This window comes from Croceicoccus sp. BE223 (genome assembly GCF_031457155.1).
In the GTDB taxonomy this organism is placed as follows: Bacteria; Pseudomonadota; Alphaproteobacteria; order Sphingomonadales; family Sphingomonadaceae; genus Croceicoccus.
Genome location: NZ_JAVDWB010000005.1, coordinates 127,312 through 149,810 on the forward strand (window position 1 = coordinate 127,312; position 22,499 = coordinate 149,810).

Genomic DNA, 22,499 nt, shown 5'->3' on the forward strand with positions numbered 1-22,499 from the left:
GCGAATTCATTGATCGGGATCAAAACCTTCGCATCGTGCGGCGCGATAGCCTTGCAATCGCTGACCCGCCCATCACATTGCGCGGGTGAGCGAACCGATCCTACAAATCAGCGGCCTTGAGAAAACCTATCCGGGACGGGGCTCCGCTCCGCCGACGAGGGCTCTGGAAAAAGTCGACCTCGACATTCGCAAGGGTGAGATCTTCGCCCTGCTCGGCCCCAACGGCGCGGGCAAGACGACGCTCATCGGGGCGGTCTGCGGACTGGTTCGGCCGACCGGCGGCACGATCCGCGCCTTCGGGCTCGATCTTGCGCGCGACTGGCGCAAGGTCCGTGCCCGCATCGGCCTGGTCCCGCAGGAGATGGCGGTCGACATCTTCGAGACAGTCCATCGCACTGTCACCTATTCGCGGGGCCTGTTCGGGCGGCCGCACGATCCTGCGCGGATCGAGGAAATCCTGCGCGCGCTCAGCCTGTGGGACAAGCGCGATGCGCAGCTTCGCATGCTCTCGGGCGGGATGAAGCGGCGCGTGCTGATCGCCAAGGCGCTGGCCCACGATCCCGAACTGCTTTTCCTCGACGAGCCGACCGCGGGGGTCGATGTCGAGCTGCGGCGCGACATGTGGAAGCAGATCGACCGCTTACGCGAACAAGGCGTCACGATCATCCTGACGACCCACTACATCGAGGAAGCGGAGGAGATGGCCGACCGGGTCGGCGTCATCGACAAGGGCCGCATCCTGCTGGTCGACAGCAAGGACGAGATGATGCGCAGTCTTGGCAGGACCGAGGCGCAGTTCGCGCTTTCCGCCCCGATGGCGACCATCCCTGCCGGGCTGGCGCGCGATGGGCTGTCGCTTTCGGACGACGGCCTGACCCTGTGCTATCGCGGCGGCGATGGGGCCGGGGCGGGCAAGGCGGCTGTGGCCGAGATCGCGCAGACGCTGACCCGGCAGGGCATCGCCTATGCCGGCATCGACATGCGCGAATCGAGCCTGGAGGACATCTTCGTCAATCTCGTCAAGGACCGGCCGGAGATCGCCGCATGACCCTGGGCTTCCACTGGCGCAGCGCTTGGGCGATCTACCAGCGCGAAGTCGCGCGCGCCTGGCGCACGGTGTTCGGCACGATCGTCTCGCCGGTGCTGACGACCTGCCTCTATTTCATCGTTTTCGGCGCGGCCATCGGCGGGCGCATGGATGCGGTAGGGGGCGTATCCTATGGCGCCTTCATCGTGCCGGGCCTGCTGCTTCTGACGCTGTTGTCCGAAAGCACCGCCAACGGCAGTTTCGGCATCTACATGCCGCGCTTTACCGGCGCGATCTACGAACTGCTCTCGGCGCCGGTCAGCGTGGCCGAAACGCTGGTCGGGTTCGTCGGCGCGGCGGTGACGAAATCGCTGATCATTGCGGCGATCATCCTGCTGACCGCCAATTTCTTCGTCGACTACCAAATCGCCCACCCGGTTCTCGCCTTCCTCTACATCGTGCTGGTGGCGAGCGCCTTCTCGCTCTTCGGCTTCATCCTCGGACTATGGGCCGACGGGTTCGAGAAGCTGCAGATGGTGCCGCTGCTGATCCTTACGCCGCTGACGTTTCTGGGCGGCACCTTCTATTCGATCGCCATGCTGGCCGAGCCGTGGCGCACGGTCGCGATGTTCAATCCGATCGTCTACCTCGTGAACGGGCTGCGGTGGACCTTCTTCGAACAGGCCGACGTCGCCTTTGGCGTGGCGCTGGGCATGACCGTCGGCTTTCTGCTGCTGTGCATCACGGCGATCTGGTGGATCTTCCGCACGGGTTGGCGGCTGCGCGAATGATTGGTAGCGGGGTCGAATGTTCCGATCCCGCCTGGTCGCCGCACGTTTCGCCTTTTTTCCTCTCGTGGCCGCGCTGCCGGTAGCGGCTCATGCCGCGCTGCCAGAGGCGGCGCTGCGCATGATCGCCGCCGCCGAGGCGACCGGCGATGCCGCGCAAGTCGCCGCCGTTCACGCCGCCGCCCGCGCCGCATTCCCCGGCGATGTCGCCGAACTGGCCGTCCACAAGGCCCGCTTCGACACCGTGCTCGAGAAGCGGCGCGAGGAAGACGCGCGCAACCGCCAGGCCGCGATTCGCACCGCCGGCCTGTTCGAACGCTGGGAAGGCAAGGGCGAGCTGGGCGCGTTGCGCAGCACCGGCAACAGCGAAGACACCGGTCTCACCGCCGCGCTGTCGCTGGAACGGGCAGGAATCGAATGGCGGCACAAGGTGGCGGCGCAGGCGGATTACCAGCGCAGCGACGGGTCGACCACGCGCGAACGCTTCCTCCTCTCCTACGAACCCAACATCGACATTTCCCGCCGCGGCTTCGTCTTCGGGCTGGCGCAGGCAGAGCGGGACCGGGTGCAGGGCATCGCCTCGCGTACGTCGCTGTCCGGCGGGCTCGGCTATCGCTTTCACGACAGCGACCGCCTCAAGGTGGAAGTGAAGGCCGGCCCGGCCTATCGGCGGACCGCGCTGATCGACCAGGCGAACGACCGGTATCTTGCCGGGCTGGGTGCGTTCGACCTCGACTGGAAGTTTGCCGACAGGATCACGCTGACGCAGAGCGCGACGGCTTTCGTGCAGGAAGAAAACAGCACGTTCACGAGCGTGACCGGGCTGCAGGCCGGCATCGTCGGGGGCTTTTCGACGAGGCTGTCCTATCGCGTCGTGCACGAAACCAGCCCCGCCGACGCGGCGGAGCGCACCGACACGCAGTCCCGCGTGACGCTGGTCTACGACTTCTAGTGCCCTGGCAAAGCCGCGGCGGTCGTCAGCCGACGTACCAGTCGTAGAGGAGCTTGGCGGTGAGCAGGAGGCTGAGCGTCACGAGAAGCGGTCGGATCAGCCGGGCACCGTGCCGCATTGCCATGTGCGAGCCGATCCAAGATCCGACGATCGCGCCGCAGGCCATGACGAGGGCGAGGGTACAGATCACCTTGCCGCCCAGCGCGAAGACGATCACCGAGGCGATGTTCGACACCATGTTGAACAGCTTCGACAGTGCGGTCGCCCTCGTCAGCCCCTCACCGCGCAGGCCGACCAGCGAAGCCGTGAAGAAACTGCCCGCACCCGGCCCGAAGAAGCCGTCATATAGGCCGATCACCGCGCTTGCCGGGGCATAGAGGATCCGCGAGAGAAGCGGGGGATGGGGCGTATCGTCCATCCGCGGCGACAAGACGATGTAGATCGCCACCGCGCCGAGCAAGAGCGGCACGATCAGCTTCAGCGCGGCGATGGAAACGAACTGGACGAGGATGGTGCCGATGCCCGCCGTCACGAAGACGATCAAAGCCAGCCACTTCTCGCTGCGCCAGTGGACCAGGCCGGCCCGCGCATAATTGCGGAACGCGGTGGAGGTGCCGCCCAGCGACTGCACCTTGTTCACGCCCAGCGCCAAGTCAGGCGGGATCCCGGCAAACAACATCGAGGGCATCAGCAAGAGGCCGCCGCCGCCGGCAACGGCGTCGATCATGCCGGTGAGGACGGTGAGCAGGCCGAGGCCCACGATGATCCAGAGATCGATTTCCATGCGCCGTCCATAGCGCTTCGCACTTGCAGCGAAAGCTGTTCTCTCGCCATTTCGACCCCATATTCGTGTTGTGAACACGCAATTCGCCCTGTTTACGCCGGAATCGCCGCCGGCATTGGTGCCCGGACTGGCGCTGGCCGGCCCGCTGGTCACCGACGCGGAGGCCGAGCGGATCTGTCGGTGGATCGATGACAGCGGCCTGACGCCGTTCCGTTTCCAGCAGTGGACCGGGCGGCGGCTGACCAGTTCCTACGGCTGGCACTACGACTTTGCCGGTGGCGGCGTCGTCCGGGCGGAGCCGATGCCGGACTGGCTCCTGGCCTTGCGCCGACGCGTTGTGCAGGGGATGGGCGACGAGCCCGATGCGTACGAACAGGCGCTGCTGATCCGCTACGATCCGGGCGCGGGCATCGGCTGGCACCGCGACCGGCCGCAGTTCGGCCGCGTCATCGGCCTTTCCCTGGGCGCGCCGGCCACCATGCGCCTGCGGCAAAGGCGCGAGGGCGGTTTCGCCCGCGCCGTCTTTCCGCTGACCCCGGGGCATGCCTACATCCTCGATGGCGAGGCGCGGCGCGACTGGGAGCATTCGATCGTGCCGCTTGGGCAAGCGCGCTGGTCGGCGACGTTTCGCACGCTGGCTTAACGCGGCAGGGCACGCTAAGCGGCGCGGCGATGACCCGATTTGACTTCACCATCCACGCCCGCGACGGCAAGGCGCGCACCGGCACGATCCGGATGCAGCGCGGCGACATCCAGACGCCCGCCTTCATGCCTGTCGGCACGGCCGCCACGGTCAAGGCGATGAAGGTCGAGGACGTGCGCGCGACCGGCGCCGACATCATCCTCGGCAACACCTACCACCTGATGCTGCGCCCGGGCGCGGAGAGGGTCGCGCGGCTTGGCGGCCTGCACAAGTTCATGGGCTGGAACCGCCCGATCCTGACCGACAGCGGCGGTTACCAGGTGATGAGCCTGTCCGACCTTCGCAAGATCACCGAGGAGGGTGTGAGCTTTCGCAGCCATCTCGACGGGTCGAAGCACATGCTGACGCCAGAACGCAGCATGGAAATACAGCGGCTCCTAGGCAGCGACATCGTCATGGCCTTCGACGAGTGCCCGCGCGCCGACCAGCCGCGCGATGCGATCGCGAAGTCGATGGACATGTCGATGCGCTGGGCAAAACGCAGCCGCGACGGCTTCGACAGCGGCGTGGAACACGCCTCGCGCGCGGCTCTGTTCGGCATCCAGCAGGGCGCGCTGGACGAGGAGCTGCGCGGGCAAAGCGCGCAGGCGCTGCGCGAGATCGGCTTCGATGGCTATGCGATCGGCGGACTTGCGGTGGGCGAGGGGCAGGAGGCGATGTTCGCCACGCTCGATTTCGCGCCAGGTCAGTTGCCGGACGACAAGCCGCGTTACCTGATGGGCGTGGGCAAGCCGGACGATCTCGTCGGTGCAGTGGAACGCGGGGTCGACATGTTCGACTGCGTCCTGCCCAGCCGGTCGGGTCGCAACGGGCAGGTCTTCACCTGGAACGGGCCGCTCAACATGCGCAATGCACGGCACGCGGATGATCCGGCCACGCTCGATCCGGATTGCTTCTGCGCGGTCTGTCGCAAGGGATATTCGCGCGCCTACCTGCATCACCTCGTCAAGGCGGGCGAGATCTTGGGCGCGATGCTGCTGACCGAGCACAACATCTCGTTCTATCAGGCGCTCATGGCGGGGATGCGATCGTCGATCGCGTCCGGCACGATGCGGCAGTTCGCGGCCGGCTTTCGTCGGAGCTACTTCGCCCGGGATTAGGCAGCCAGAGGCTCGTCGCCTTCCGGCGCACCGCGCACCTGGAGTTGCGTTTCCCGGTACTTATAGAAACGGTCGCTAGCCTTGTCGTAGTAGCCGGCGCCGATGGCGCAGGCTTGTTTCATGGCCACCTGAAGGTCGGTGTACCACTTGCCCTTGGTGTTCGGAGTGACGAAACGGTATTGCATAGTGCCCGGGTAATGCGCGGACCGGCATCGCGGTTCCCGGCTTAAAATGTTGCGATCGCGGAATATTTTTGCCCGATTTCCGCCACAAAAGAAAAAGGGCGGGGAAGCCCGCCCTTTTTCGGATTTTGCGGTCTTTTTCGAGCCGATCAGCGCGAATAGAACTCGACGACCAGGTTCGGTTCCATGCGAACCGGATAGGGCACCTCGTCCAGCGTGGGAACGCGGGCAAAGGTCACCTTGTCGTTGCCGTCGGTCGCGACGTAGTCGGGGATCTCGCGCTCGGGAAGGCTCTGCGCCTCGATGATCAGCGCCATTTCCTTGGCCTTGGCACCCAGCGAGATCACGTCGCCGACTTTCACGCGGCGCGAAGGAATGTTGCACTTCACGCCGTTGACCAGGATGTGGCCGTGGTTGACGATCTGGCGAGCCGAAAACACGGTCGGCGCGAACTTGGCGCGATAGACGACCATGTCGAGGCGCTGTTCGAGCAGGCCGATCAGGTTCTGGCCGGTGTCGCCCTTCATGCGCGACGCTTCGATGTAAGTGCTCTTGAACTGCTTCTCGGTCACGTCGCCGTAATAGCCCTTGAGCTTCTGCTTGGCGCGCAGCTGCAGGCCGTAGTCCGAAACCTTGCTCTTGCGGCGCTGACCGTGCTGGCCGGGGCCGTACGAGCGCTTGTTGACCGGGCTGTTCGGGCGGCCCCAGATGTTCTCGCCCATGCGACGGTCGAGTTTGTGCTTGGCGCTGGTGCGCTTCGTCATCGTATGCTCCAATATGCTGTCCCCGCCACCATGGCAGGGCCCAAGCCCGGCATCGCACCGACTGGCCCTTTTGCCAGCCGCGGCCACCGCTTCACCGGGGTGCGGGACCTATCGGGAGCGGACCTGTAGCAGGCCCGACCGACGTGGATGCGCGGCCCATAAAGGAATGGTCGGCGAAGTCAAGCGCACGGGCGGGGTGGCAGGGCTCCTTCGCCATGGCGCGGACAACGCTCGACAAGCCCCGTCGCTTTGGGCAAAGCGCGAGGCCATGAACGTTGCTGCCAAGTCACCCGAAGCCTGCCGATCCATGACCGAAGTCCGCGCAGGGGTCGACGCGATCGACCGGGCGCTGATGGACCTTCTCGCCTCCCGTTTCGGCTACATGCGCGCCGCCGCGCGGATCAAGACGACGCGCGAGGCTGTGCGCGACGAGGATCGCAAGCGGGCGGTGATCGAGGCGGCCGTTGCCGACGCGGCCGACAAGGGCGTGCCGACGGACTTCGTCGCCCTGATGTGGGAAACGATGGTCGAAGCCTCGATCGCCTACGAGACCGAGAAATGGGACGCGCTGCGGGCCTGATCACAGGCTATTCGGCGGTCGTCGGGTCGATCGTCGCGCGCACCTGGCTGATGCTGTTGGCGGGAAAGCCCGCGGTGCCGGAGTGCTGGCGGATCAGGTCCTCGCTCGGCGCGCGATAGATGCAGTAGATCTTGTCGTCGGTGACGTAGCTTTGCACCCACTGGATGTCGGGGCCCAGTTCATGAAGCACGCTGCACGAGGTCTGCGAAGCGGCCTTCAGGTCGCCGGCCGACAAATTTCCGACGCCGGGCATGTCCCGCTCGATCACGAATTGCGGCATGGGTGTTCTCCCTCGCGACCCGCAATTCCAAGCGTATCACCGGCACTCCCTGTTTGAAATCGCTTTCGCAAAGGGCGCGCCGCTAGTCCCGATCCGGTTTGCCAAGGGCGGACAGGACGCCGCGCATCGTCCGCACCTCGAGGTGGTTCCAGCCCGGCTTGGTCAGCATGTTGCGCAAGGTCCGCTTCGTCGCGGCGGCGCGGCTTTGAGGCCGGAAATAGCCCTTCGGCTCCAGCAGCGCCTCCATCTGCGCGATCATGCCGTCGAGTTCGGCCTGCGGGGCAGGGGGCAGCAGGTCTTCCTGCGTCGGCTGGGCCAGGGGCTGGGCCATCGATGCAGATGCGGTCTTGGACCATTCGTAGGCCATCAGGATCACCGCCTGCGCCAGGTTCAGCGAGCCGAATTCCGGATTGATCGGCACCGTCACGATGTTGCGCGCGACCGCGACGTCATCGGTTTCGAGGCCCGAGCGTTCGGGACCGAACAGGATGGCGTGACGCCCCTGCGAGGTTGCGATCTCGCGCGCGGCTTCCTCCGGCGTCAGCACCGGCTTGGTCACGCCGCGCTTGCGCACCGTGGTCGCGTGGACATGTTCGCAATCGGCGACCGCATCGGCGACACTGGCATAGACCTGCGCCCGTTCGAGCACCACGTCCGCGCCGCTGGCAGCAGGGCCGGCGCCGGGGTTGGGCCAGCCGTCGCGCGGGGCGACGAGCCGCATCTCGGTCAGGCCGAAGTTCAGCATGGCGCGCGCCGCCTTGCCGATGTTCTCGCCCAGTTGCGGGCGCACCAGCACGATGACGGGTTGGATCGGGGCGCTTTCCATCGCCTACTCGCCCGCCGCGTCGCGCACGGTCTTGGCGAACTGGGCGAAGTCCTGCGCCTCGCTGAACTCGCGATAGACGCTGGCGAAACGGATATAGGCGACCGGGTCGAGCTGGCGCAGACCTTCCATCACCATCTCGCCGATCTCGGCGCTGGCGATCTCGCTGTCGCCGCGCGTCTCGACCTGCCGCTGCACGCCGGAAACGAGCCGATCGATGCGGTCCTGCTCGATCCCGCGCTTGCGGCAGGCGAGCATCACGGCATGTTCGAGCTTTTCCCGCTCGAATGGCTCGCGGCGCGGTTCCTCGCCCGCGGGGCCGGATTTCAGCACGGTGATCTCTCGCAACTGGATGCGCTCGAACGTGGTGAAACGCGCGCCGCAGCCCTCGCACTGCCGCCGGCGGCGGATCGCGCTGCCGTCCTCTGCGGGCCGCGAGTCCTTTACCTGGCTCGATTCATGGGCACAGAACGGGCAGCGCAAACGTCAGGCCTTCAGATCTTGCCCTTGGCCTTGGCCCAGCCAAGTCCGCCGCCGACCGCCGCGCCCAGCAGCGGGCCGACGAAGGGGACGGGGATGGCGACGATCGCGCCGATGACGCCCCACTTGAGCGCGGTCTTGGTCGTCGGGCTCATGCCTTCATTGGGATATTCGGCCATGTCTCGGATTCCTCAGCTGTAGATCGGGAAGCGATCGCACAGTTCCTCGACGCGCTGACGCACGTTCCGTTCCACTTGCGCGTCGCCTTCCTCACCGCACCGGCGCAATCCGTCGAGAACGTCGGCGACCATGTGGCCGATCTGGCGGAATTCTTCCGGCCCGAAACCGCGCGTCGTGCCCGCCGGGCTGCCGACGCGGATGCCGCTGGTCTTGGTGGGCGGCAGCGGATCGTTGGGGATGCCGTTCTTGTTGCAGGTGATGCCCGCCCGCTCCAGCGCTTCGTCCGCGTCCTTGCCGGTCACGCCCAGCGGCGTCAGGTCGATCAGCGCGAGGTGCGTGTCGGTGCCGCCCGAGACGATTTCCGCCCCGCGTTCCTTCAGCGTCGCGGCGAGGACCTGCGCGTTCTCGACGACCCTTGCGGCATAGTCCTTGAACTCGGGGCGCAGCGCTTCGCCGAAAGCGATCGCCTTGGCGGCGATGACATGCATCAGCGGCCCGCCCTGCAGCCCCGGAAACACCGCCGAGTTGATCTTCTTGGCCAGCGCCTCGTCATTGGTCAGGATCATGCCCGAGCGGGGCCCGCGCAGCGTCTTGTGCGTGGTGGTCGTCGCGATGTGGGCGTGGGGGAAGGGCGAGGGGTGGACACCTGCCGCGACCAGCCCGGCAAAGTGCGCCATGTCGACATGGAGCAGCGCGCCCACCTTGTCGGCGATGGCGCGCATGCGGGCAAAATCGATGATCCGCGGATAGGCGCTGCCGCCCGCGATGATGAGCTTGGGGTTGTTCTCGGCGGCCAGGCGCTCGACCTCGTCATAATCGATGAGGTGGGTGTCGGGCGTTACGCCGTATTGCACCGCGTTGAACCACTTACCCGACAGCGCCGGTTTCGCGCCGTGAGTCAGGTGCCCGCCGGCGTCGAGGCTCATGCCCAGAATCGTGTCGCCCGGCTTGACTGTGGCGAGCAGCACCGCGCCGTTCGCCTGCGCGCCCGAGTGCGGCTGCACGTTGGCGAAGCCGCAGTCGAAGAGCTGCTTGGCGCGTTCGATCGCGAGCGTTTCGATCTCGTCCGACGGGCCGCAGCCCTGGTAATAGCGCTTGCCGGGATAGCCCTCGGCGTACTTGTTGGTCAGCACCGACCCTTGCGCCTCGAGCACCGCCTTCGACACGATGTTCTCCGATGCGATCAGTTCGATCTGCTTGCGTTCGCGGGCCATCTCGGCGTCGATCGCGCGGGCGATGGCGGGGTCGGTCTCGGCGATGCCGTCGGTGAAGAAGCCGGGGGCGCGGATCAGGGTTTCGGTGCTCATCTTGGCGTCTCCGCTCAGCAGGAGGGGTTGGACAGCTTCTCGACGCGGCCGGCGTGGCGGCCTCCGCCGAAATCGGTGGAGAGGAATGCGTCGAGACACGCCTTGGCCATGTCCGGCCCGGTCAGGCGCGCGCCCATGGCGATCACGTTGGCATCGTTGTGTTCGCGGGCCAACGCGGCCGAAAGCGGTTCCGACACCAGCGCGGCGCGGCAGGCCGGGTTGCGATTGACCGCGATGGAAATGCCGATGCCCGACCCGCAGAGCGCGACGCCGTATTGCGCGGTGCCGTCGGCGACGACCGAGGCCAGCTTGTAGCCGTAGTCCGGGTAATCGACCCGGTCGGCGGTTTCGGGGCCGAGATCGGCAACCTCGTGGCCGAGGTCGACGAGGTATTCGCGCAGGTCCGCCTTCAGGTCGACGGCGGCGTGATCGGAAGCAATGGCGATTCGCATCGTGGTCCCGTGATCGTGAGGGGATTCGGCTTGGGCCCGCGCATAGTGCGATGCGGCGCCAAACACCACCCGGGAAAGCAATGACGTGGGTGGAACCCGATTGAAAGATCCGATGGGACTGATCGCTATTTCTGAAACCTGCGCACCGGAACCGAATGGATGCAAGTTCGCTGTGATGGTACAAGCCTCGGCGCGGGTCGTGCGGCGGTTTGATGTTTCTCCAGCCCAAGGGTGCTAGCCATGGCCAAGTCCGTCCCCCCGACCAAGACCCCCCGTACAACCACAGACGCCGGCATCCCGGTGCAGAGCGACGAACATTCGCTCAGCCTTGGTCCTGATGGTCCGCTGGTCCTCAACGATCACTACCTGATCGAGCAGATGGCGAACTTCAACCGCGAGCGGATTCCCGAACGCCAGCCCCATGCCAAGGGTTCGGGCGCGTTCGGCTATTTCGAGACGACGCACGACGTGTCGCAGTATACCAAGGCGAAAATCTTCCAGAAGGGCGCCAGGGCCGAGGCTGCGGTCCGCTTCTCCACCGTGGCAGGCGAACGGGGCAGCCCCGACACCTGGCGCGATCCGCGCGGCTTTTCGGTGAAGATCTACACCGAGGACGGCAACTTCGACATGGTCGGCAACAATACGCCGATTTTCTTCATCCGCGATCCGTTGAAGTTCCAGCATTTCATCCGCAGCCAGAAGCGCCGCGCCGACAATGGCCTGCGCGATCACGACATGCAGTGGGATTTCTGGACGCTTTCGCCCGAAAGCGCGCACCAGGTCACCTACCTGATGGGCGACCGGGGCATCCCCAAGAACTGGCGCGAGATGAACGGCTACGGCAGCCACACCTACATGCTGATCAACGAGAGCGGCGAGAAGTTCTGGGTCAAGTTCCACTGGATGACCGACCAGGGGACCGAGAGCGGCAATGCGCACCTGACGCAGGACGAGGCCGACCGGCTGGCGGGCATCGATGGCGACTTCCACCGCCGCGACCTGTTCGATCACATCGCCAGGGGCGAATTCCCGAGCTGGACGCTGAAGTGGCAGATCATGCCCTTCGACGAGGCGAAGACTTATCGCATCAATCCGTTCGACCTCACGAAGATCTGGCCGCATGGTGATTATCCGCTGATCGAGGTCGGCAAGCTGGTGCTGAACGAGAACCCAGTCGACTGGGACACGCAGATCGAGCAACTGGCGTTCGAGCCGAACAACATGGTACCGGGCACCGGCCTGTCGCCCGACAAGATGCTGCTGGCGCGCGGGTTTTCCTATGCGGATGCCCATCGCCACAGGCTGGGCGTCAACTACAAGCAGATCCCGGTCAACGCGGCCAAGAACGCCGAGGTGCATTCCTATTCGCGCGGCGGGGCGATGCGGGTGCAGAACGCGCTCGATCCGGTCTATGCGCCCAATTCCTATGGCGGCCCTTCGGCTCAGCCCGAGGTGGGCGGCGAGGCGACCTGGTATGCCGACGGCGAGATGGTCCGTGCGGCCTATACCCTGCGCGAGGACGACGACGATTTCAGCCAGGCACGAGACCTGATCCGCAAGGTGATGGACGATGCCCAGCGCGAACGGCTGGTCGCGAACATCGCCGGGCACCTCTCCAACGGGGTCAGCGAAAGGATCCTGGTTCGCGCCTTCGAATACTGGCGGAACATCGACAAGGAGACCGGCGACAAGGTCGAGAAGGCGACCCGCGACCTGATCGGCGGCAAGTCCGACGAACCGGGCATGGCAAGCGCGGAGGCGATCACCGAGAACGAACCGGCCGAATAAGCACGAACGGGGCGGGCGGAGCATGGTGGCGAACCGCCCACCCTCTCGGTCTTAGGCGTATCTTTACCGCATCCGGACGAGCATGGTGGCCTGTGAAGGAGAGCGGGCCATCATGTTGTCGTTCCTGAAGCGCAAGCGGGTCTCGGTCGGTCCGCACGATTTTTCCGCCGAAACCGAGATTGCTTGCGAGGCGGCCGAGATCTTCCCGATGCTCGACGTGACCGACAACCTGTTCTGGCGCGTCGTGCTCGGCGATCACGTCGAACGCGTGGGAGAGCGAGATTTTCACCAGGTCGATCGACGCATGCCGGACATGGACGTCCACCTCGAAGTGCTGGATCGCGAGGCGGGAAGGATGATCGAACTGGGGGTCGTCTGCGATCCCTCGCCAGAGGAACTGGCCGCGTCACGCGAATGCTATCGCCTCGAGCCGATCGGGCCGGGCTTGACCCGACTGACCCTCGACATGAGCGTCTTGCTGAAAACGGAATTGAACGAAAAGGCCTTTCCGAAGAGGCCTTCCTTTTCAGCCTTGCCGTATTCAACACGGTCGAAAAGATCCGGATTTTTGCCGAAGAAGGGCCCGATGCGGTGCGCATTGCCGACGGGCAGGTCGTCGCCGGGATCGACTCGCCCTGCCTCAACTAGGCCGGCGACGCGCTCAGGAAAGGTGGCGCCGTCCTTCCCTGAAGAAGGACAACGCCACCGACTTCTGCATTACTGGTCGAGGAAGCTGCGCATCTTGCGGCTGCGGCTCGGGTGCTTGAGCTTCCTCAGCGCCTTGGCCTCGATCTGGCGGATGCGTTCGCGCGTGACCGAGAACTGCTGGCCCACTTCCTCCAGTGTGTGATCGGTGTTCATGCCGATGCCGAAACGCATGCGCAGCACGCGTTCCTCGCGCGGGGTGAGGCTCGCGAGAACGCGGGTGACCGTTTCCTTGAGGTTCGCCTGGATCGCAGCATCGACGGGGATGATCGCGTTCTTGTCCTCGATGAAGTCGCCCAGGTGCGAATCCTCCTCGTCGCCGATCGGCGTTTCGAGGCTGATCGGTTCCTTGGCGATCTTCATCACCTTGCGAACCTTTTCGAGCGGCATCGACAGCCGCTCGGCCATTTCCTCCGGCGTCGGTTCACGGCCCTGTTCGTGCAGGAATTGGCGGCTGGTGCGGACCAGTTTGTTGATCGTCTCGATCATGTGGACCGGGATGCGGATCGTGCGGGCCTGGTCCGCGATCGATCGGGTGATCGCCTGCCGGATCCACCAGGTGGCATAAGTGCTGAACTTGTAGCCGCGGCGATACTCGAACTTGTCGACCGCCTTCATCAGGCCGATGTTGCCTTCCTGGATCAGGTCAAGGAACTGCAAGCCGCGGTTGGTGTACTTCTTGGCGATCGAGATCACGAGACGCAGGTTGGCCTCGACCATCTCTTTCTTGGCGATGCGCGCCTCGCGCTCAGCCTTCTGGACCGTGTTCACGATCCGCCGGAACTCGTGCAGCGCCATGCCGGTCTGGCTGGCGATGTCGGCGATCTCGGCGCGGATGCGCTCCACCGCGTCGTCTTCCTTCTCGGCGAAGGCGGCCCACTTCTTGTCCTTCTTCGCCATCTCCGAAAGCCAGGTGTCGTCAAGCTCGCGCCCGACGTAGCTTTCGAGGAAATCGGCGCGCTTCACCTTGTGCCGTTCGGCCAAGCGCAGCATCTGGCCGCCCAGCGCGGTCAACCGGCGGTTGAAGGCGTAAAGGTTGTCGACGAGAAACTCGATCTTCGTCGCGTGGAACTGCACCGATTCGACTTCGGCGGTCAGGTCCTCGCGCAGCTTCTCGTACTTGTCTTCCTTCGCCTTGGGGAAGCTCTCGCCGCGGCCCATCGCCTCGACGCGTTCTTCCTGCAATTTCTCGAAGGTCTGGAACAGCTTGGTGATCCGGGCGAACCGCTCCAGCGCCTCGGGCTTGAGCGCCGCTTCCATCTGGGCGAGCGAGAGGGTGTTGTCCTCGTCGTCGTCCTCTTCCTTGCGGCGGCTCGAACCTTCCTCGCCGTCCTCGTCGCCGGACTCTTCCTCGTCCTCGACGTCATCGTCGTCCTTGTAGGACGGACCGGCAGTCTCTTCCGAGATCTCGCCGTCGCCTTCGTCGTCGTCGTTGAGGCTTTCGGGCGCCGGCTCCTTGGACAGCATGGCGTCGAGATCGAGGATCTCGCGCAGCTGCATTTCCTCGTTGTTCAGCGCTTCGGACCACTGGATGATGGCGTGGAAGGTGATCGGGCTTTCGCACAGACCCATGATCATCATGTCGCGACCGGCCTCGATCCGCTTGGCGATGGCGATCTCGCCCTCGCGCGACAGCAGTTCGACCGCGCCCATTTCGCGCAGGTACATGCGGACCGGGTCGTCCGTCCGCTCGATCGTTTCCTTCTTCTTGACCGGCGCCTTGTGGCCCGATCCGGCGGCGGAACCGTCGTCCTCGTCGCCGTCATCGTCGTCGGCGAGTTCGTCGGGACCGTCGCTTTCGCCATCGCCGTCGCCGTCGGAATCATCGTCGTTCTCGACGATATTGACGCCCATCTCGCTGATCGCGGCCATGATGTCCTCGATCTGCTCGGACGACATCTGGTCCTGCGGCAGGGCCTCGTTCAACTCGTCATAAGTAATCACGCCGCGCTTCTTGGCGCGGGCGATAAGCTTCTTGATGGACGCTTCGTTGAGATCGATCAGCGGGGCATCGCCGCTTTCGTTCTTGTCGCTCGTCGTCGCCATATGCCGTTCTGGTTTCCCGTAATTCCCACGCCGACCGGTGAAATGCGCCCCATCTTGAGGGTAATCTCAGGCCGACGCACTCGCGCGCGATGCCGCCATTTGCATGAGGCGGCGTTCGAATTCCAGCTTTCTCTTCAGCAAACGCTGCTGCTCTGCATAGGCTCCTTCCGGATCCTGTGCGAAACGCGCCGTCGCCTCGGCCAATGCAGTCTCTATTGCCGGCTTCTCCACCAGCAGGTCGATGGCCTGCACCAGTTCTTGCGTGGCCTCTTTCGCCTCTGCGTGATCGGTCAGGAAGGCAAATTTCATGCCGCCGATCGTTTCCCTGTCGGGAAGGCTCAGTCCACGTCCCTCCAATATGGCTGCAACATCGGCGCTTTCAAGCACGGACGACGCGTTTTTCCCGTCGAACCTGCGCGCTTCTGCCGCCTCCAGCATGGCGTCGAGCAGGCGGGCCTGTTGCCGGTCCTCAGGGTGGAGGCCGGCGAGGCGCTCGCTCTCTTCGCCGATCACGGCGGGATGGGCGCAAAGGCCGATCAGCAGCGCGTCGATCAGCCGGGCGCGGACGGCATCGGGGGTGAGGCGTCGCAACCTGTCGGATGGCGGCAGGATAGACGTCCGTCCGCCGAAACGGTCCTGTCCCTTCCGGAAATTGCCCGGCTGGAATGGCGCGCGCTCCTTCGGCGGAAAGGCGAAGGCGCCATAGCGGTCGAGCAGTTCGCGGCGATAGAGCGACCGGATGTCGGGGTGCTGGATCGTCTCGGCATGATCGATCAGCCGTGCCTTCAGCCCCGCCTTGTCCTCCGGCGTGCGCAGCGGCAGGGCGTCGCGCTCGAACCGCCAGATCGCGTCGACCAGCGTCTCCGCCTTGGCCAGAACCGCTTCCATCGCCTCGGCCCCGTCGCGGCGAATCAGGTCGTCGGGGTCCATTCCCTGCGGCAGGGTCACGATGCTCAGCGAATGACCGGGTTTCAGCAGCGGCAGCGCACGGGTGATCGCCCGCATCGCGGCGCGCTGGCCGGCGCTGTCCCCGTCGAAGCAGAGCACCGGAACCGGCACCAGTTTCCAGATCAGTTCGAGCTGGTTCTCGGTCAGCGCCGTACCCATCGGCGCGACCGCCTCGCCGATACCGGCGGCGGCCAGCGCGATCACGTCCATGTAGCCTTCGACCACGACGATCCGGTTCGACTGGCGAGAGGCAGCGGCAGCACGGTGCAGGTTGTAAAGCGTGCGCCCCTTGTCGAAGACCGGGGTGTCCGGGCTGTTCAGGTATTTCGGCGCATTCGCCACATCCGCCAGGATGCGCCCGCCGAAGGCGATGACCCGTCCGCGACGGTCCTGAATCGGCAGCATCAGCCGCCCGCGGAACCGATCGTAGGGTTCCTTGCCCTCGACATCGATCAGCAGCCCCGCCTCGACCAGCATCGGCTTCGGAAACGACGCAAGGGCAGGGGCGATCGCGCCGCGATCCTCCGGCGCATAGCCGAACCCAAATTCGCGGATCGCCGCCGCCGACACGCCGCGCTTGTCCAGGTAAGCGCGGGCTTGCGCCCCGGCGGGCGAGGCGAGATTGGCGACGAACCAGGCCTGCGCGCCGGCCATCGCATCGTGCAGCGTGGCGCGCTGCTCCGCGGCCCGGGCCATGCGCGGATCGGGGGCGGGGACTTCCATCCCGGCCTGCGCCGCCAGTTCCTTGACCGCGTCCATGAAGGGCAGGCCCTGCTGGTCGGTCATCCAGCGGATCGCATCGCCATGCGCGCCGCAGCCGAAGCAGTGATAGAAGCCCTTCTCGTCGTTGACCGTGAAGCTGGGCGTCTTCTCATTATGGAACGGGCAGCACGCCTTCCACTCCCGCCCCGCCTTGGTCAGCCGCGTGGTGCGGCCGATCACGCCCGAAAGCGTGATCCTGCTCCGCAGTTCGTCCAGCCATTGGGGGGAGAGCGCCATCCCCTTTGAGTATTACGAAAGGCCCGATTACGAAAGCGAGGCTTTGACGAGGCCGCTGGCCTTGCTCATGTCGAGCTGCGCACCGTGGCGCGATTTCAGCTCGGCCATGACGCGTCCCATGTCCTTCATGCCTTGTGCGCCCAGTTCGGCCTTGATCGCCTCGATCGCGGCGGCGGTCTCGGCCTCGCTCATCTGCTGGGGCAGGTATTCCTCGATCACGCGCATCTCGGCCTCTTCGGCGGCGGCCAGCTCCTCCCGCCCGCCCTGCCGGTACATCTCGATCGATTCGCGGCGCTGCTTGGCCATCTTCTGCAGCACCTCCACGATCATCGCGTCGTCGTCCGCCGGGCCGCCGCTGGTGCGCAGTTCGATGTCGCGATCCTTGATCTTGGCGAGGATCAGGCGGATCGCGGCGAGGCGTTCCTTGTCCTTGTCCTTCATCGCGCTGATCTGGGCGGCCTTCAGGGTATCGCGAAGCATGATGGTTCCAATGTCCTCTGCGGGGAATGTCCGATGCGCGGCCCCTAGCGAAAAGAAACCTTCCCGCCTACCTTGACGCTGCAACCGCACCTCTCTAGCGGACGAGCCTTAGCACGCATCGCTGGAAACACGAGATAACGGAGCGCCAATTTCATGGCCGACGCCGCACCTTCGCACGCGCCTCAACCGAAAAGCGCGACCGCCGTTCTGGTCTTTGCCGACGGTCACGTCGCCTGGGGCAGGGGCTTCGGCGCGGTGGGCGATGCGGTGGGCGAGCTGTGCTTCAACACCGCGATGACCGGATACCAGGAAGTGATGACCGACCCGAGCTACGCGGGCCAGTTCGTCTGCTTCACCTTTCCCCACATCGGCAATGTCGGCACCAACCCCGAAGACGTGGAAGGCCTGTGCGATTCGGCGCTGGGCTGCGTGGTGCGCGAGGACGTGACCGACCCGTCGAACTTCCGCGCGATGGGCGACCTGCCGCAGTGGATGGCTGAGAAGGGCAAGATCGGCATCGCCGGGCTCGACACCCGCGCGCTGACCCGCCGCATCCGCACGCTGGGCGCGCCCAACGTGGTGATCGCGCACGATCCCGACGGCAACTTCGATCTCGACGCCCTGCTCGCCAAGGCGAAGGCATGGCCGGGGCTGGAGGGCATGGACCTGGCGAAGAGCGTGGCGCGCTCGTGCCATCAGGACTGGACCGGCGGGCACTGGACGCTGGGCAACGGCTATGACGCACCCGGCCTCGATGGCCGCCCGCATGTCGTCGCGATGGACTTCGGCGCGAAAGACAACATCTTCCGCAACCTCGTGAAGGCGGGCGCGAAAGTCACCGTGGTTCCGGCCGAAGCGACCTTCGACGAAATCATGGCCTTCAAGCCCGACGGCGTGTTCCTGTCGAACGGCCCCGGCGATCCGGCGGCGACGGGCGAATACGCAGTGCCGGTGATCAAGGCGCTGCTCGACGCCGACGTGCCCCTCTTCGGCATCTGCCTCGGCCACCAGATGCTGGCGCTCGCGGCGGGGGCCAGGACCTCCAAGATGTTTCAGGGCCACCGCGGCGCCAACCACCCGGTCCAGCGCGTCGGCGGCATCTGGGGCGAGACCGAGGGGCTGGTCGAGATCACCAGCATGAACCACGGCTTCGCGGTCGACGGCGACACGCTTCCGGCGGGCGTGATCGAAACGCACCGCTCGCTGTTCGACGGCACCAATTGCGGCATCGCAATCAAGGGCAAGAAGGCGTTCGGCGTGCAGTATCACCCGGAGGCCAGCCCGGGGCCGCAGGACAGCTTTTACTTGTTCGAGAAGTTCGTGGGTGAGTTGGGGTGAAGCGCAGATCGCTTCTGCCATTTGCCTGTGGAATGGCGTTGGCGACGGCGGTCTGGGTTGCGAGCTTGCTGATGGGTGGCCAACGTATGGCGGCCAAAGAATTGGTGCTCGAATATAAGCGGCCTTGGGGCCACGTTCGAAGTGTGGACCCAGGGAGAAAGTATGAAAAAGTCGCCGATTACGTTGTGTTCATCGCTGACCACTGCGCCGTGAAGAACTGGAAATTGGACGGTACGATTGGTGTGACCGATATCGAAGACACTGCATGGCTTAGGATTGAAGATGGAAGTCTGTCAGATCCTGCTTTTGCGTGCCTCTTGAAGTTTGCTGATGCGCCGTTTGTCACCGTCTCGCGTCAACCTGTTTCGAGCAGGTCGATGTTGGATGCTAATTGATCGATTAGACCCGAAAGAACAAAATGCCCAAACGCACTGACATCTCGTCCATCCTCATCATCGGCGCGGGTCCGATCATCATCGGTCAGGCCTGCGAGTTCGACTATTCGGGCACGCAGGCGGTCAAGGCATTGAAGGAGGAGGGCTACCGGGTGATCTTGGTGAACTCCAACCCCGCCACGATCATGACCGATCCGGAAATGGCCGACGCGACGTATGTCGAGCCGATCACTCCCGAATTCGTCGCCAAGGTGATCGAAAAGGAACGCCCCGACGCGGTGCTGCCTACCATGGGAGGGCAGACTGCGCTCAACACCGCGCTGCGCCTGTTCGAGAACGGAACGCTCGAAAAGTACGGCGTGAAGATGATCGGCGCCGATGCCGATGCCATCGACAAGGCGGAGAACCGCCAGCGCTTCCGCGAGGCGATGGACAAGATCGGCCTCGAATCCGCGCGCAGCGGCGTCGCCAACACGGTCGAGCAGGCGTTCGCCGTGCTGGAGCACACCGGCCTGCCCTCGATCATTCGGCCTTCCTTCACGCTGGGCGGCACCGGCGGCGGCATCGCCTACAACAAGGCCGAGTTCGAGAAGATCGTTCGCGAAGGTCTCGACGCCAGCCCGACCACCGAAGTCCTCATCGAGGAATCGCTGCTCGGCTGGAAGGAATACGAGATGGAGGTTGTCCGCGACCGCAAGGACAACTGCATCATCATCTGTTCGATCGAGAACGTCGACCCGATGGGCGTCCACACCGGCGATTCGATCACCGTCGCCCCGGCGCTGACGCTGACCGACAAGGAATACCAGATCATGCGCACCGCCAGCATCGAGGTGCTCCGCGAGATCGGCGTGGAGACTGGCGGTTCCAACGTGCAGTTCGCGGTGAACCCGGCGGACGGCCGCCTGATCGTGATCGAGATGAACCCGCGCGTTTCGCGCTCCTCGGCGCTGGCGTCGAAGGCCACGGGCTTTCCCATCGCCCGCGTCGCGGCGAAGCTCGCCGTCGGCTACACGCTCGACGAGATCACCAACGAGATCACCGGCGCGACCCCGGCCAGTTTCGAGCCGACGATCGACTACATCGTCACCAAGATACCCCGGTTCGCCTTCGAAAAGTTCAAGGGCGCGGAAAACAAGCTGTCGACCGCGATGAAGTCGGTCGGCGAAGTCATGGCCATCGGCCGCAACATGAAGGAATCGCTGCAAAAGGCGCTGCGCGGCCTCGAAACCGGGCTCGACGGTTTCAACCGCATCGAGGAACTGGAAGGCGCGTCGAAGGACGTGATCACCGCCCGCCTTGCCGAGCGCACCCCCGAACGGCTTCTGATCGTCGCGCAGGCCTTCCGCGAGGGCATGACCCGCGACGAGATCCACGCGGTGACGCAGTACGACCCCTGGTTCCTGAAGCACATCGAGCAGATCATCGAGGAAGAGGCCCGCATCGTCGAAGCGGGCGTCCCCGGCGATGCCGAAGGCTTGCGGCGGCTGAAGGCGATGGGCTTTTCCGACAAGCGCCTCGCCACCCTGGCGGTGCGTTCGGTCGGCGTCGCCGGCGGCATGGGCGAGACCCAGGCCAAGCGCTCGGGCCTGCTCCACGATACGCTGCGCGCGATGGCCGGCGGCACCAGCGAGGAGGAAATCCGCAAGCTGCGCCACAAGCTGGGCGTGCGGCCGGTGTTCAAGCGCATCGACAGCTGCGCCGCGGAGTTCGAGGCGATTACGCCCTACATGTACTCGACCTACGAGGCGCCGCTGTTCGGCGAGCCCGAGAACGAGGCCATGCCGTCCGACCGCCGGAAGGTCGTCATCCTTGGCGGCGGCCCGAACCGGATCGGTCAGGGGATCGAATTCGATTACTGCTGCTGCCACGCGTGCTTCGCACTGGAGGACGCCGGGTTCGAAACGATCATGATCAACTGCAACCCGGAAACCGTCTCGACCGATTACGACACCTCGGACCGCCTCTATTTCGAGCCGCTGACGGCAGAGGACGTGCTCGAAATCCTCGCGGTCGAGATGTCGAACGGCGAATTGCACGGCGTAATCGTGCAGTTCGGCGGGCAGACCCCGCTGAAACTGGCGCAGGCGCTGGAGGATGCAGGCATCCCGATCCTGGGCACCTCGCCCGACGCGATCGACCTGGCCGAAGACCGTGAGCGGTTCGCCAAGCTGGTCAACAAGCTGAACCTGAAGCAGCCCGCCAACGGCATCGCCCGCAGCCAGGAAGAAGCGCGCGGCATCGCGGCGCAGATCGGCTACCCGGTGCTGATCCGCCCGTCCTACGTGCTGGGCGGGCGTGCGATGGAGATCGTGGATAGCGAGGCGCAGCTCGACGAATACATGGCCACCGCGGTCAGGGTTTCGGGCGATTCGCCGGTGCTGATCGACCAGTACCTGCGCGACGCCATCGAATGCGACGTCGACGCCCTGTCCGACGGGACCGACGTGGTCGTCGCGGGCGTCATGCAGCATATCGAGGAAGCCGGGGTCCATTCGGGCGACAGCGCCTGTACCCTGCCGCCCTACAGCCTGTCCGCCGACATCATCGCCGAGATGGAGCGCCAGGCCGACCTGCTCGCCCGCGCGCTCAAGGTCGTGGGCCTGATGAACATCCAGTTCGCGGTGAAGGACGGCGAAGTCTACCTCATCGAGGTGAATCCGCGCGCGTCGCGCACCGTGCCCTTCGTCGCCAAGGCGATCGGCGACCCCATCGCCAAGATCGCCGCGCGGGTCATGGCGGGCGAGAAGCTGGCCGACCTGCCGAAGATCCGCCGCGAGATCGACCATATCGCGGTCAAGGAGGCGGTCTTCCCGTTCAGCCGCTTCCCCGGCACCGACCCGGTCCTATCACCGGAAATGAAATCGACCGGCGAAGTGATGGGCATCGACACCGACTTCACCGCCGCCTTCATCAAGAGCCAGCTGGGTGCGGGCGTCGTCCTGCCGGAAAGGGGCGTGCTCTTCGTGTCGGTCAAGGACACGGACAAGGACCATGTCCTTCCTGCCATCCGCAAGCTGGCCGACAACGGTTTTTCGATCATCGCGACCGGCGGCACGCAGCGTTTCCTGGCCGACAATGGCGTGGCGGTGGAACGGGTCAACAAGGTCGCCGAGGGCCGGCCACACATCGTCGACCGGATCATCGATGGCGAAGTCTCGCTGATCTTCAACACCACCGAGGGCTGGCAGAGCCTCAAGGACTCCGCCTCGATCCGCCAGGCCGCGCTGGGCGCCAAGGTGGCGATCTACACCACCGCCGCCGCCGCCGTGGTCGCCGCCGATGCCATTGTGGCGCAACGCGGCGGCAAGCTTGAAGTGCGCTCGCTTCAATCCTATTATGGTTGACTGATCGGATTTCCCTCAATCGTTCAGGCTGTTCCCGCACTCGCTTCCAGA

22 protein-coding genes are annotated in these 22,499 nt (G+C 65.1%); 10 read left to right on the forward strand and 12 right to left on the reverse strand.

What is annotated here, in order from left to right; all coding sequences use genetic code 11:
* The first annotated feature begins 85 nt into the window (after positions 1–85).
* Genes J2X37_RS11550 through J2X37_RS11560 form a run of 3 tightly spaced genes read left to right on the forward strand, consistent with a single transcriptional unit; the run spans position 86 to position 2,767 of the window.
* Entirely contained in the window at positions 86–1,048 is a 963-nt protein-coding gene (locus J2X37_RS11550; protein WP_310021348.1) for an ABC transporter ATP-binding protein, read from the forward strand.
* The gene (locus J2X37_RS11555; RefSeq protein ID WP_310021350.1) at positions 1,045–1,818 is read left to right on the forward strand and encodes an ABC transporter permease; all 774 of its coding nucleotides are present in this window, start codon (positions 1,045–1,047) and stop codon (positions 1,816–1,818) included. Before J2X37_RS11550 ends, J2X37_RS11555 begins: the two co-directional genes overlap by 4 nt.
* 16 nt (positions 1,819–1,834) lie before the next feature.
* Positions 1,835–2,767 (forward strand): DUF481 domain-containing protein, encoded by a 933-nt coding sequence (locus J2X37_RS11560; RefSeq protein WP_310021352.1) that lies wholly within the window; start codon positions 1,835–1,837, stop codon positions 2,765–2,767.
* Positions 2,768–2,792: 25 nt separating this feature from the next.
* On the opposite strand, the gene J2X37_RS11565 is transcribed toward J2X37_RS11560, so the two are convergent.
* A complete protein-coding gene (locus J2X37_RS11565; protein WP_310021354.1) occupies positions 2,793–3,551 on the reverse strand; it encodes a TSUP family transporter in 759 nt (252 codons plus the stop codon).
* Between the two features lie 70 nt (positions 3,552–3,621).
* Here J2X37_RS11565 and J2X37_RS11570 point away from each other — a divergent pair, with 70 nt between their 5' ends.
* Positions 3,622–4,194 (forward strand): alpha-ketoglutarate-dependent dioxygenase AlkB, encoded by a 573-nt coding sequence (locus tag J2X37_RS11570; protein WP_310021356.1) that lies wholly within the window; start codon positions 3,622–3,624, stop codon positions 4,192–4,194.
* A 29-nt stretch (positions 4,195–4,223) separates the two neighbouring features.
* Positions 4,224–5,354, forward strand: coding sequence for a tRNA guanosine(34) transglycosylase Tgt (gene tgt / locus J2X37_RS11575; RefSeq protein WP_310021357.1), 1,131 nt, complete (start codon positions 4,224–4,226; stop codon positions 5,352–5,354).
* Here the strand turns inward: tgt and J2X37_RS11580 are convergent.
* The gene (locus J2X37_RS11580) at positions 5,351–5,539 is read right to left on the reverse strand and encodes a hypothetical protein (RefSeq protein WP_310021359.1); all 189 of its coding nucleotides are present in this window, start codon (positions 5,537–5,539) and stop codon (positions 5,351–5,353) included. The two genes, tgt and J2X37_RS11580, sit on opposite strands and share 4 nt — an antisense overlap.
* A gap of 146 nt (positions 5,540–5,685) precedes the next feature.
* Positions 5,686–6,300 (reverse strand): 30S ribosomal protein S4, encoded by a 615-nt coding sequence (rpsD, locus tag J2X37_RS11585; RefSeq protein WP_310021362.1) that lies wholly within the window; start codon positions 6,298–6,300, stop codon positions 5,686–5,688.
* A gap of 268 nt (positions 6,301–6,568) precedes the next feature.
* On the opposite strand from rpsD, the gene J2X37_RS11590 reads away from it, so the two are divergent.
* Positions 6,569–6,880: a chorismate mutase gene (locus J2X37_RS11590; protein ID WP_310021363.1), complete on the forward strand. Its 312-nt coding sequence runs from the start codon at positions 6,569–6,571 to the stop codon at positions 6,878–6,880.
* 7 nt (positions 6,881–6,887) lie between these two features.
* On the opposite strand, the gene J2X37_RS11595 is transcribed toward J2X37_RS11590, so the two are convergent.
* The 6 genes from J2X37_RS11595 to rpiB all read right to left on the reverse strand — a co-directional run bounded on the left by J2X37_RS11595 (position 6,888) and on the right by rpiB (position 10,402).
* Positions 6,888–7,160, reverse strand: coding sequence for a DUF4242 domain-containing protein (locus tag J2X37_RS11595; RefSeq protein ID WP_310021365.1), 273 nt, complete (start codon positions 7,158–7,160; stop codon positions 6,888–6,890).
* Positions 7,161–7,242: 82 nt separating this feature from the next.
* On the reverse strand, positions 7,243–7,986 hold the full coding sequence (locus J2X37_RS11600) for an RNA methyltransferase (protein ID WP_310021367.1): 744 nt from the start codon (positions 7,984–7,986) through the stop codon (positions 7,243–7,245).
* Between the two features lie 3 nt (positions 7,987–7,989).
* Positions 7,990–8,466, reverse strand: coding sequence for a transcriptional regulator NrdR (nrdR, locus tag J2X37_RS11605; RefSeq protein WP_310021369.1), 477 nt, complete (start codon positions 8,464–8,466; stop codon positions 7,990–7,992).
* Positions 8,467–8,477: 11 nt separating this feature from the next.
* Positions 8,478–8,642 carry a hypothetical protein gene (locus J2X37_RS11610; protein ID WP_310021371.1) on the reverse strand — a complete coding sequence of 55 codons (165 nt, stop codon included), beginning with the start codon at positions 8,640–8,642 and terminating at the stop codon, positions 8,478–8,480.
* Positions 8,643–8,654: 12 nt separating this feature from the next.
* The gene (gene glyA, locus J2X37_RS11615; protein ID WP_310021373.1) at positions 8,655–9,950 is read right to left on the reverse strand and encodes a serine hydroxymethyltransferase; all 1,296 of its coding nucleotides are present in this window, start codon (positions 9,948–9,950) and stop codon (positions 8,655–8,657) included.
* 14 nt (positions 9,951–9,964) lie between these two features.
* The gene (rpiB, locus tag J2X37_RS11620) at positions 9,965–10,402 is read right to left on the reverse strand and encodes a ribose 5-phosphate isomerase B (RefSeq protein WP_310021375.1); all 438 of its coding nucleotides are present in this window, start codon (positions 10,400–10,402) and stop codon (positions 9,965–9,967) included.
* 240 nt (positions 10,403–10,642) lie between these two features.
* Between rpiB and J2X37_RS11625 the strand changes: the two genes are divergently transcribed.
* On the forward strand, positions 10,643–12,190 hold the full coding sequence (locus J2X37_RS11625; RefSeq protein WP_310021377.1) for a catalase: 1,548 nt from the start codon (positions 10,643–10,645) through the stop codon (positions 12,188–12,190).
* 717 nt (positions 12,191–12,907) lie between these two features.
* Here J2X37_RS11625 and rpoD read toward each other — a convergent pair.
* The 3 genes from rpoD to J2X37_RS11640 all read right to left on the reverse strand — a co-directional run bounded on the left by rpoD (position 12,908) and on the right by J2X37_RS11640 (position 17,368).
* Entirely contained in the window at positions 12,908–14,941 is a 2,034-nt protein-coding gene (rpoD, locus tag J2X37_RS11630) for an RNA polymerase sigma factor RpoD (protein WP_310021379.1), read from the reverse strand.
* Positions 14,942–15,007: 66 nt separating this feature from the next.
* The gene (gene dnaG, locus J2X37_RS11635; RefSeq protein ID WP_310021380.1) at positions 15,008–16,888 is read right to left on the reverse strand and encodes a DNA primase; all 1,881 of its coding nucleotides are present in this window, start codon (positions 16,886–16,888) and stop codon (positions 15,008–15,010) included.
* Between the two features lie 27 nt (positions 16,889–16,915).
* Positions 16,916–17,368: a GatB/YqeY domain-containing protein gene (locus tag J2X37_RS11640; RefSeq protein WP_310021383.1), complete on the reverse strand. Its 453-nt coding sequence runs from the start codon at positions 17,366–17,368 to the stop codon at positions 16,916–16,918.
* A gap of 153 nt (positions 17,369–17,521) precedes the next feature.
* Here J2X37_RS11640 and carA point away from each other — a divergent pair, with 153 nt between their 5' ends.
* The 3 genes from carA to carB are packed head-to-tail and all read left to right on the forward strand — an operon-like array spanning position 17,522 to position 22,448.
* Complete coding sequence (carA, locus tag J2X37_RS11645; protein ID WP_310021385.1) at positions 17,522–18,706, forward strand: glutamine-hydrolyzing carbamoyl-phosphate synthase small subunit; 1,185 nt, start codon at positions 17,522–17,524, stop codon at positions 18,704–18,706.
* 32 nt (positions 18,707–18,738) lie between these two features.
* Positions 18,739–19,101, forward strand: a complete 363-nt coding sequence (locus tag J2X37_RS11650) for a hypothetical protein (RefSeq protein WP_310021387.1) — start codon at positions 18,739–18,741, stop codon at positions 19,099–19,101.
* Between the two features lie 23 nt (positions 19,102–19,124).
* On the forward strand, positions 19,125–22,448 hold the full coding sequence (carB, locus tag J2X37_RS11655; protein WP_310021389.1) for a carbamoyl-phosphate synthase large subunit: 3,324 nt from the start codon (positions 19,125–19,127) through the stop codon (positions 22,446–22,448).
* Positions 22,449–22,499: the final 51 nt, after the last annotated feature.

What these genes read in the sequence shown, in the direction of transcription:
- J2X37_RS11555 (WP_310021350.1), top strand. Translation starts at nt 1,045, where the DNA reads ATGACCCTGGGCTTCCACTGGCGCAGCGCTTGGGCGATCTACCAGCGC.
- J2X37_RS11560 (WP_310021352.1), top strand. Translation starts at nt 1,835, where the DNA reads ATGTTCCGATCCCGCCTGGTCGCCGCACGTTTCGCCTTTTTTCCTCTC.
- J2X37_RS11565 (WP_310021354.1), bottom strand. Translation starts at nt 3,551, where the DNA reads ATGGAAATCGATCTCTGGATCATCGTGGGCCTCGGCCTGCTCACCGTC.
- tgt (WP_310021357.1), top strand. Translation starts at nt 4,224, where the DNA reads ATGACCCGATTTGACTTCACCATCCACGCCCGCGACGGCAAGGCGCGC.
- J2X37_RS11580 (WP_310021359.1), bottom strand. Translation starts at nt 5,539, where the DNA reads ATGCAATACCGTTTCGTCACTCCGAACACCAAGGGCAAGTGGTACACC.
- rpsD (WP_310021362.1), bottom strand. Translation starts at nt 6,300, where the DNA reads ATGACGAAGCGCACCAGCGCCAAGCACAAACTCGACCGTCGCATGGGC.
- J2X37_RS11590 (WP_310021363.1), top strand. Translation starts at nt 6,569, where the DNA reads ATGAACGTTGCTGCCAAGTCACCCGAAGCCTGCCGATCCATGACCGAA.
- J2X37_RS11595 (WP_310021365.1), bottom strand. Translation starts at nt 7,160, where the DNA reads ATGCCGCAATTCGTGATCGAGCGGGACATGCCCGGCGTCGGAAATTTG.
- J2X37_RS11600 (WP_310021367.1), bottom strand. Translation starts at nt 7,986, where the DNA reads ATGGAAAGCGCCCCGATCCAACCCGTCATCGTGCTGGTGCGCCCGCAA.
- J2X37_RS11610 (WP_310021371.1), bottom strand. Translation starts at nt 8,642, where the DNA reads ATGGCCGAATATCCCAATGAAGGCATGAGCCCGACGACCAAGACCGCG.
- glyA (WP_310021373.1), bottom strand. Translation starts at nt 9,950, where the DNA reads ATGAGCACCGAAACCCTGATCCGCGCCCCCGGCTTCTTCACCGACGGC.
- rpiB (WP_310021375.1), bottom strand. Translation starts at nt 10,402, where the DNA reads ATGCGAATCGCCATTGCTTCCGATCACGCCGCCGTCGACCTGAAGGCG.
- J2X37_RS11625 (WP_310021377.1), top strand. Translation starts at nt 10,643, where the DNA reads ATGGCCAAGTCCGTCCCCCCGACCAAGACCCCCCGTACAACCACAGAC.
- rpoD (WP_310021379.1), bottom strand. Translation starts at nt 14,941, where the DNA reads ATGGCGACGACGAGCGACAAGAACGAAAGCGGCGATGCCCCGCTGATC.
- dnaG (WP_310021380.1), bottom strand. Translation starts at nt 16,888, where the DNA reads ATGGCGCTCTCCCCCCAATGGCTGGACGAACTGCGGAGCAGGATCACG.
- J2X37_RS11640 (WP_310021383.1), bottom strand. Translation starts at nt 17,368, where the DNA reads ATGCTTCGCGATACCCTGAAGGCCGCCCAGATCAGCGCGATGAAGGAC.
- carA (WP_310021385.1), top strand. Translation starts at nt 17,522, where the DNA reads ATGGCCGACGCCGCACCTTCGCACGCGCCTCAACCGAAAAGCGCGACC.
- J2X37_RS11650 (WP_310021387.1), top strand. Translation starts at nt 18,739, where the DNA reads ATGGCGTTGGCGACGGCGGTCTGGGTTGCGAGCTTGCTGATGGGTGGC.
- carB (WP_310021389.1), top strand. Translation starts at nt 19,125, where the DNA reads ATGCCCAAACGCACTGACATCTCGTCCATCCTCATCATCGGCGCGGGT.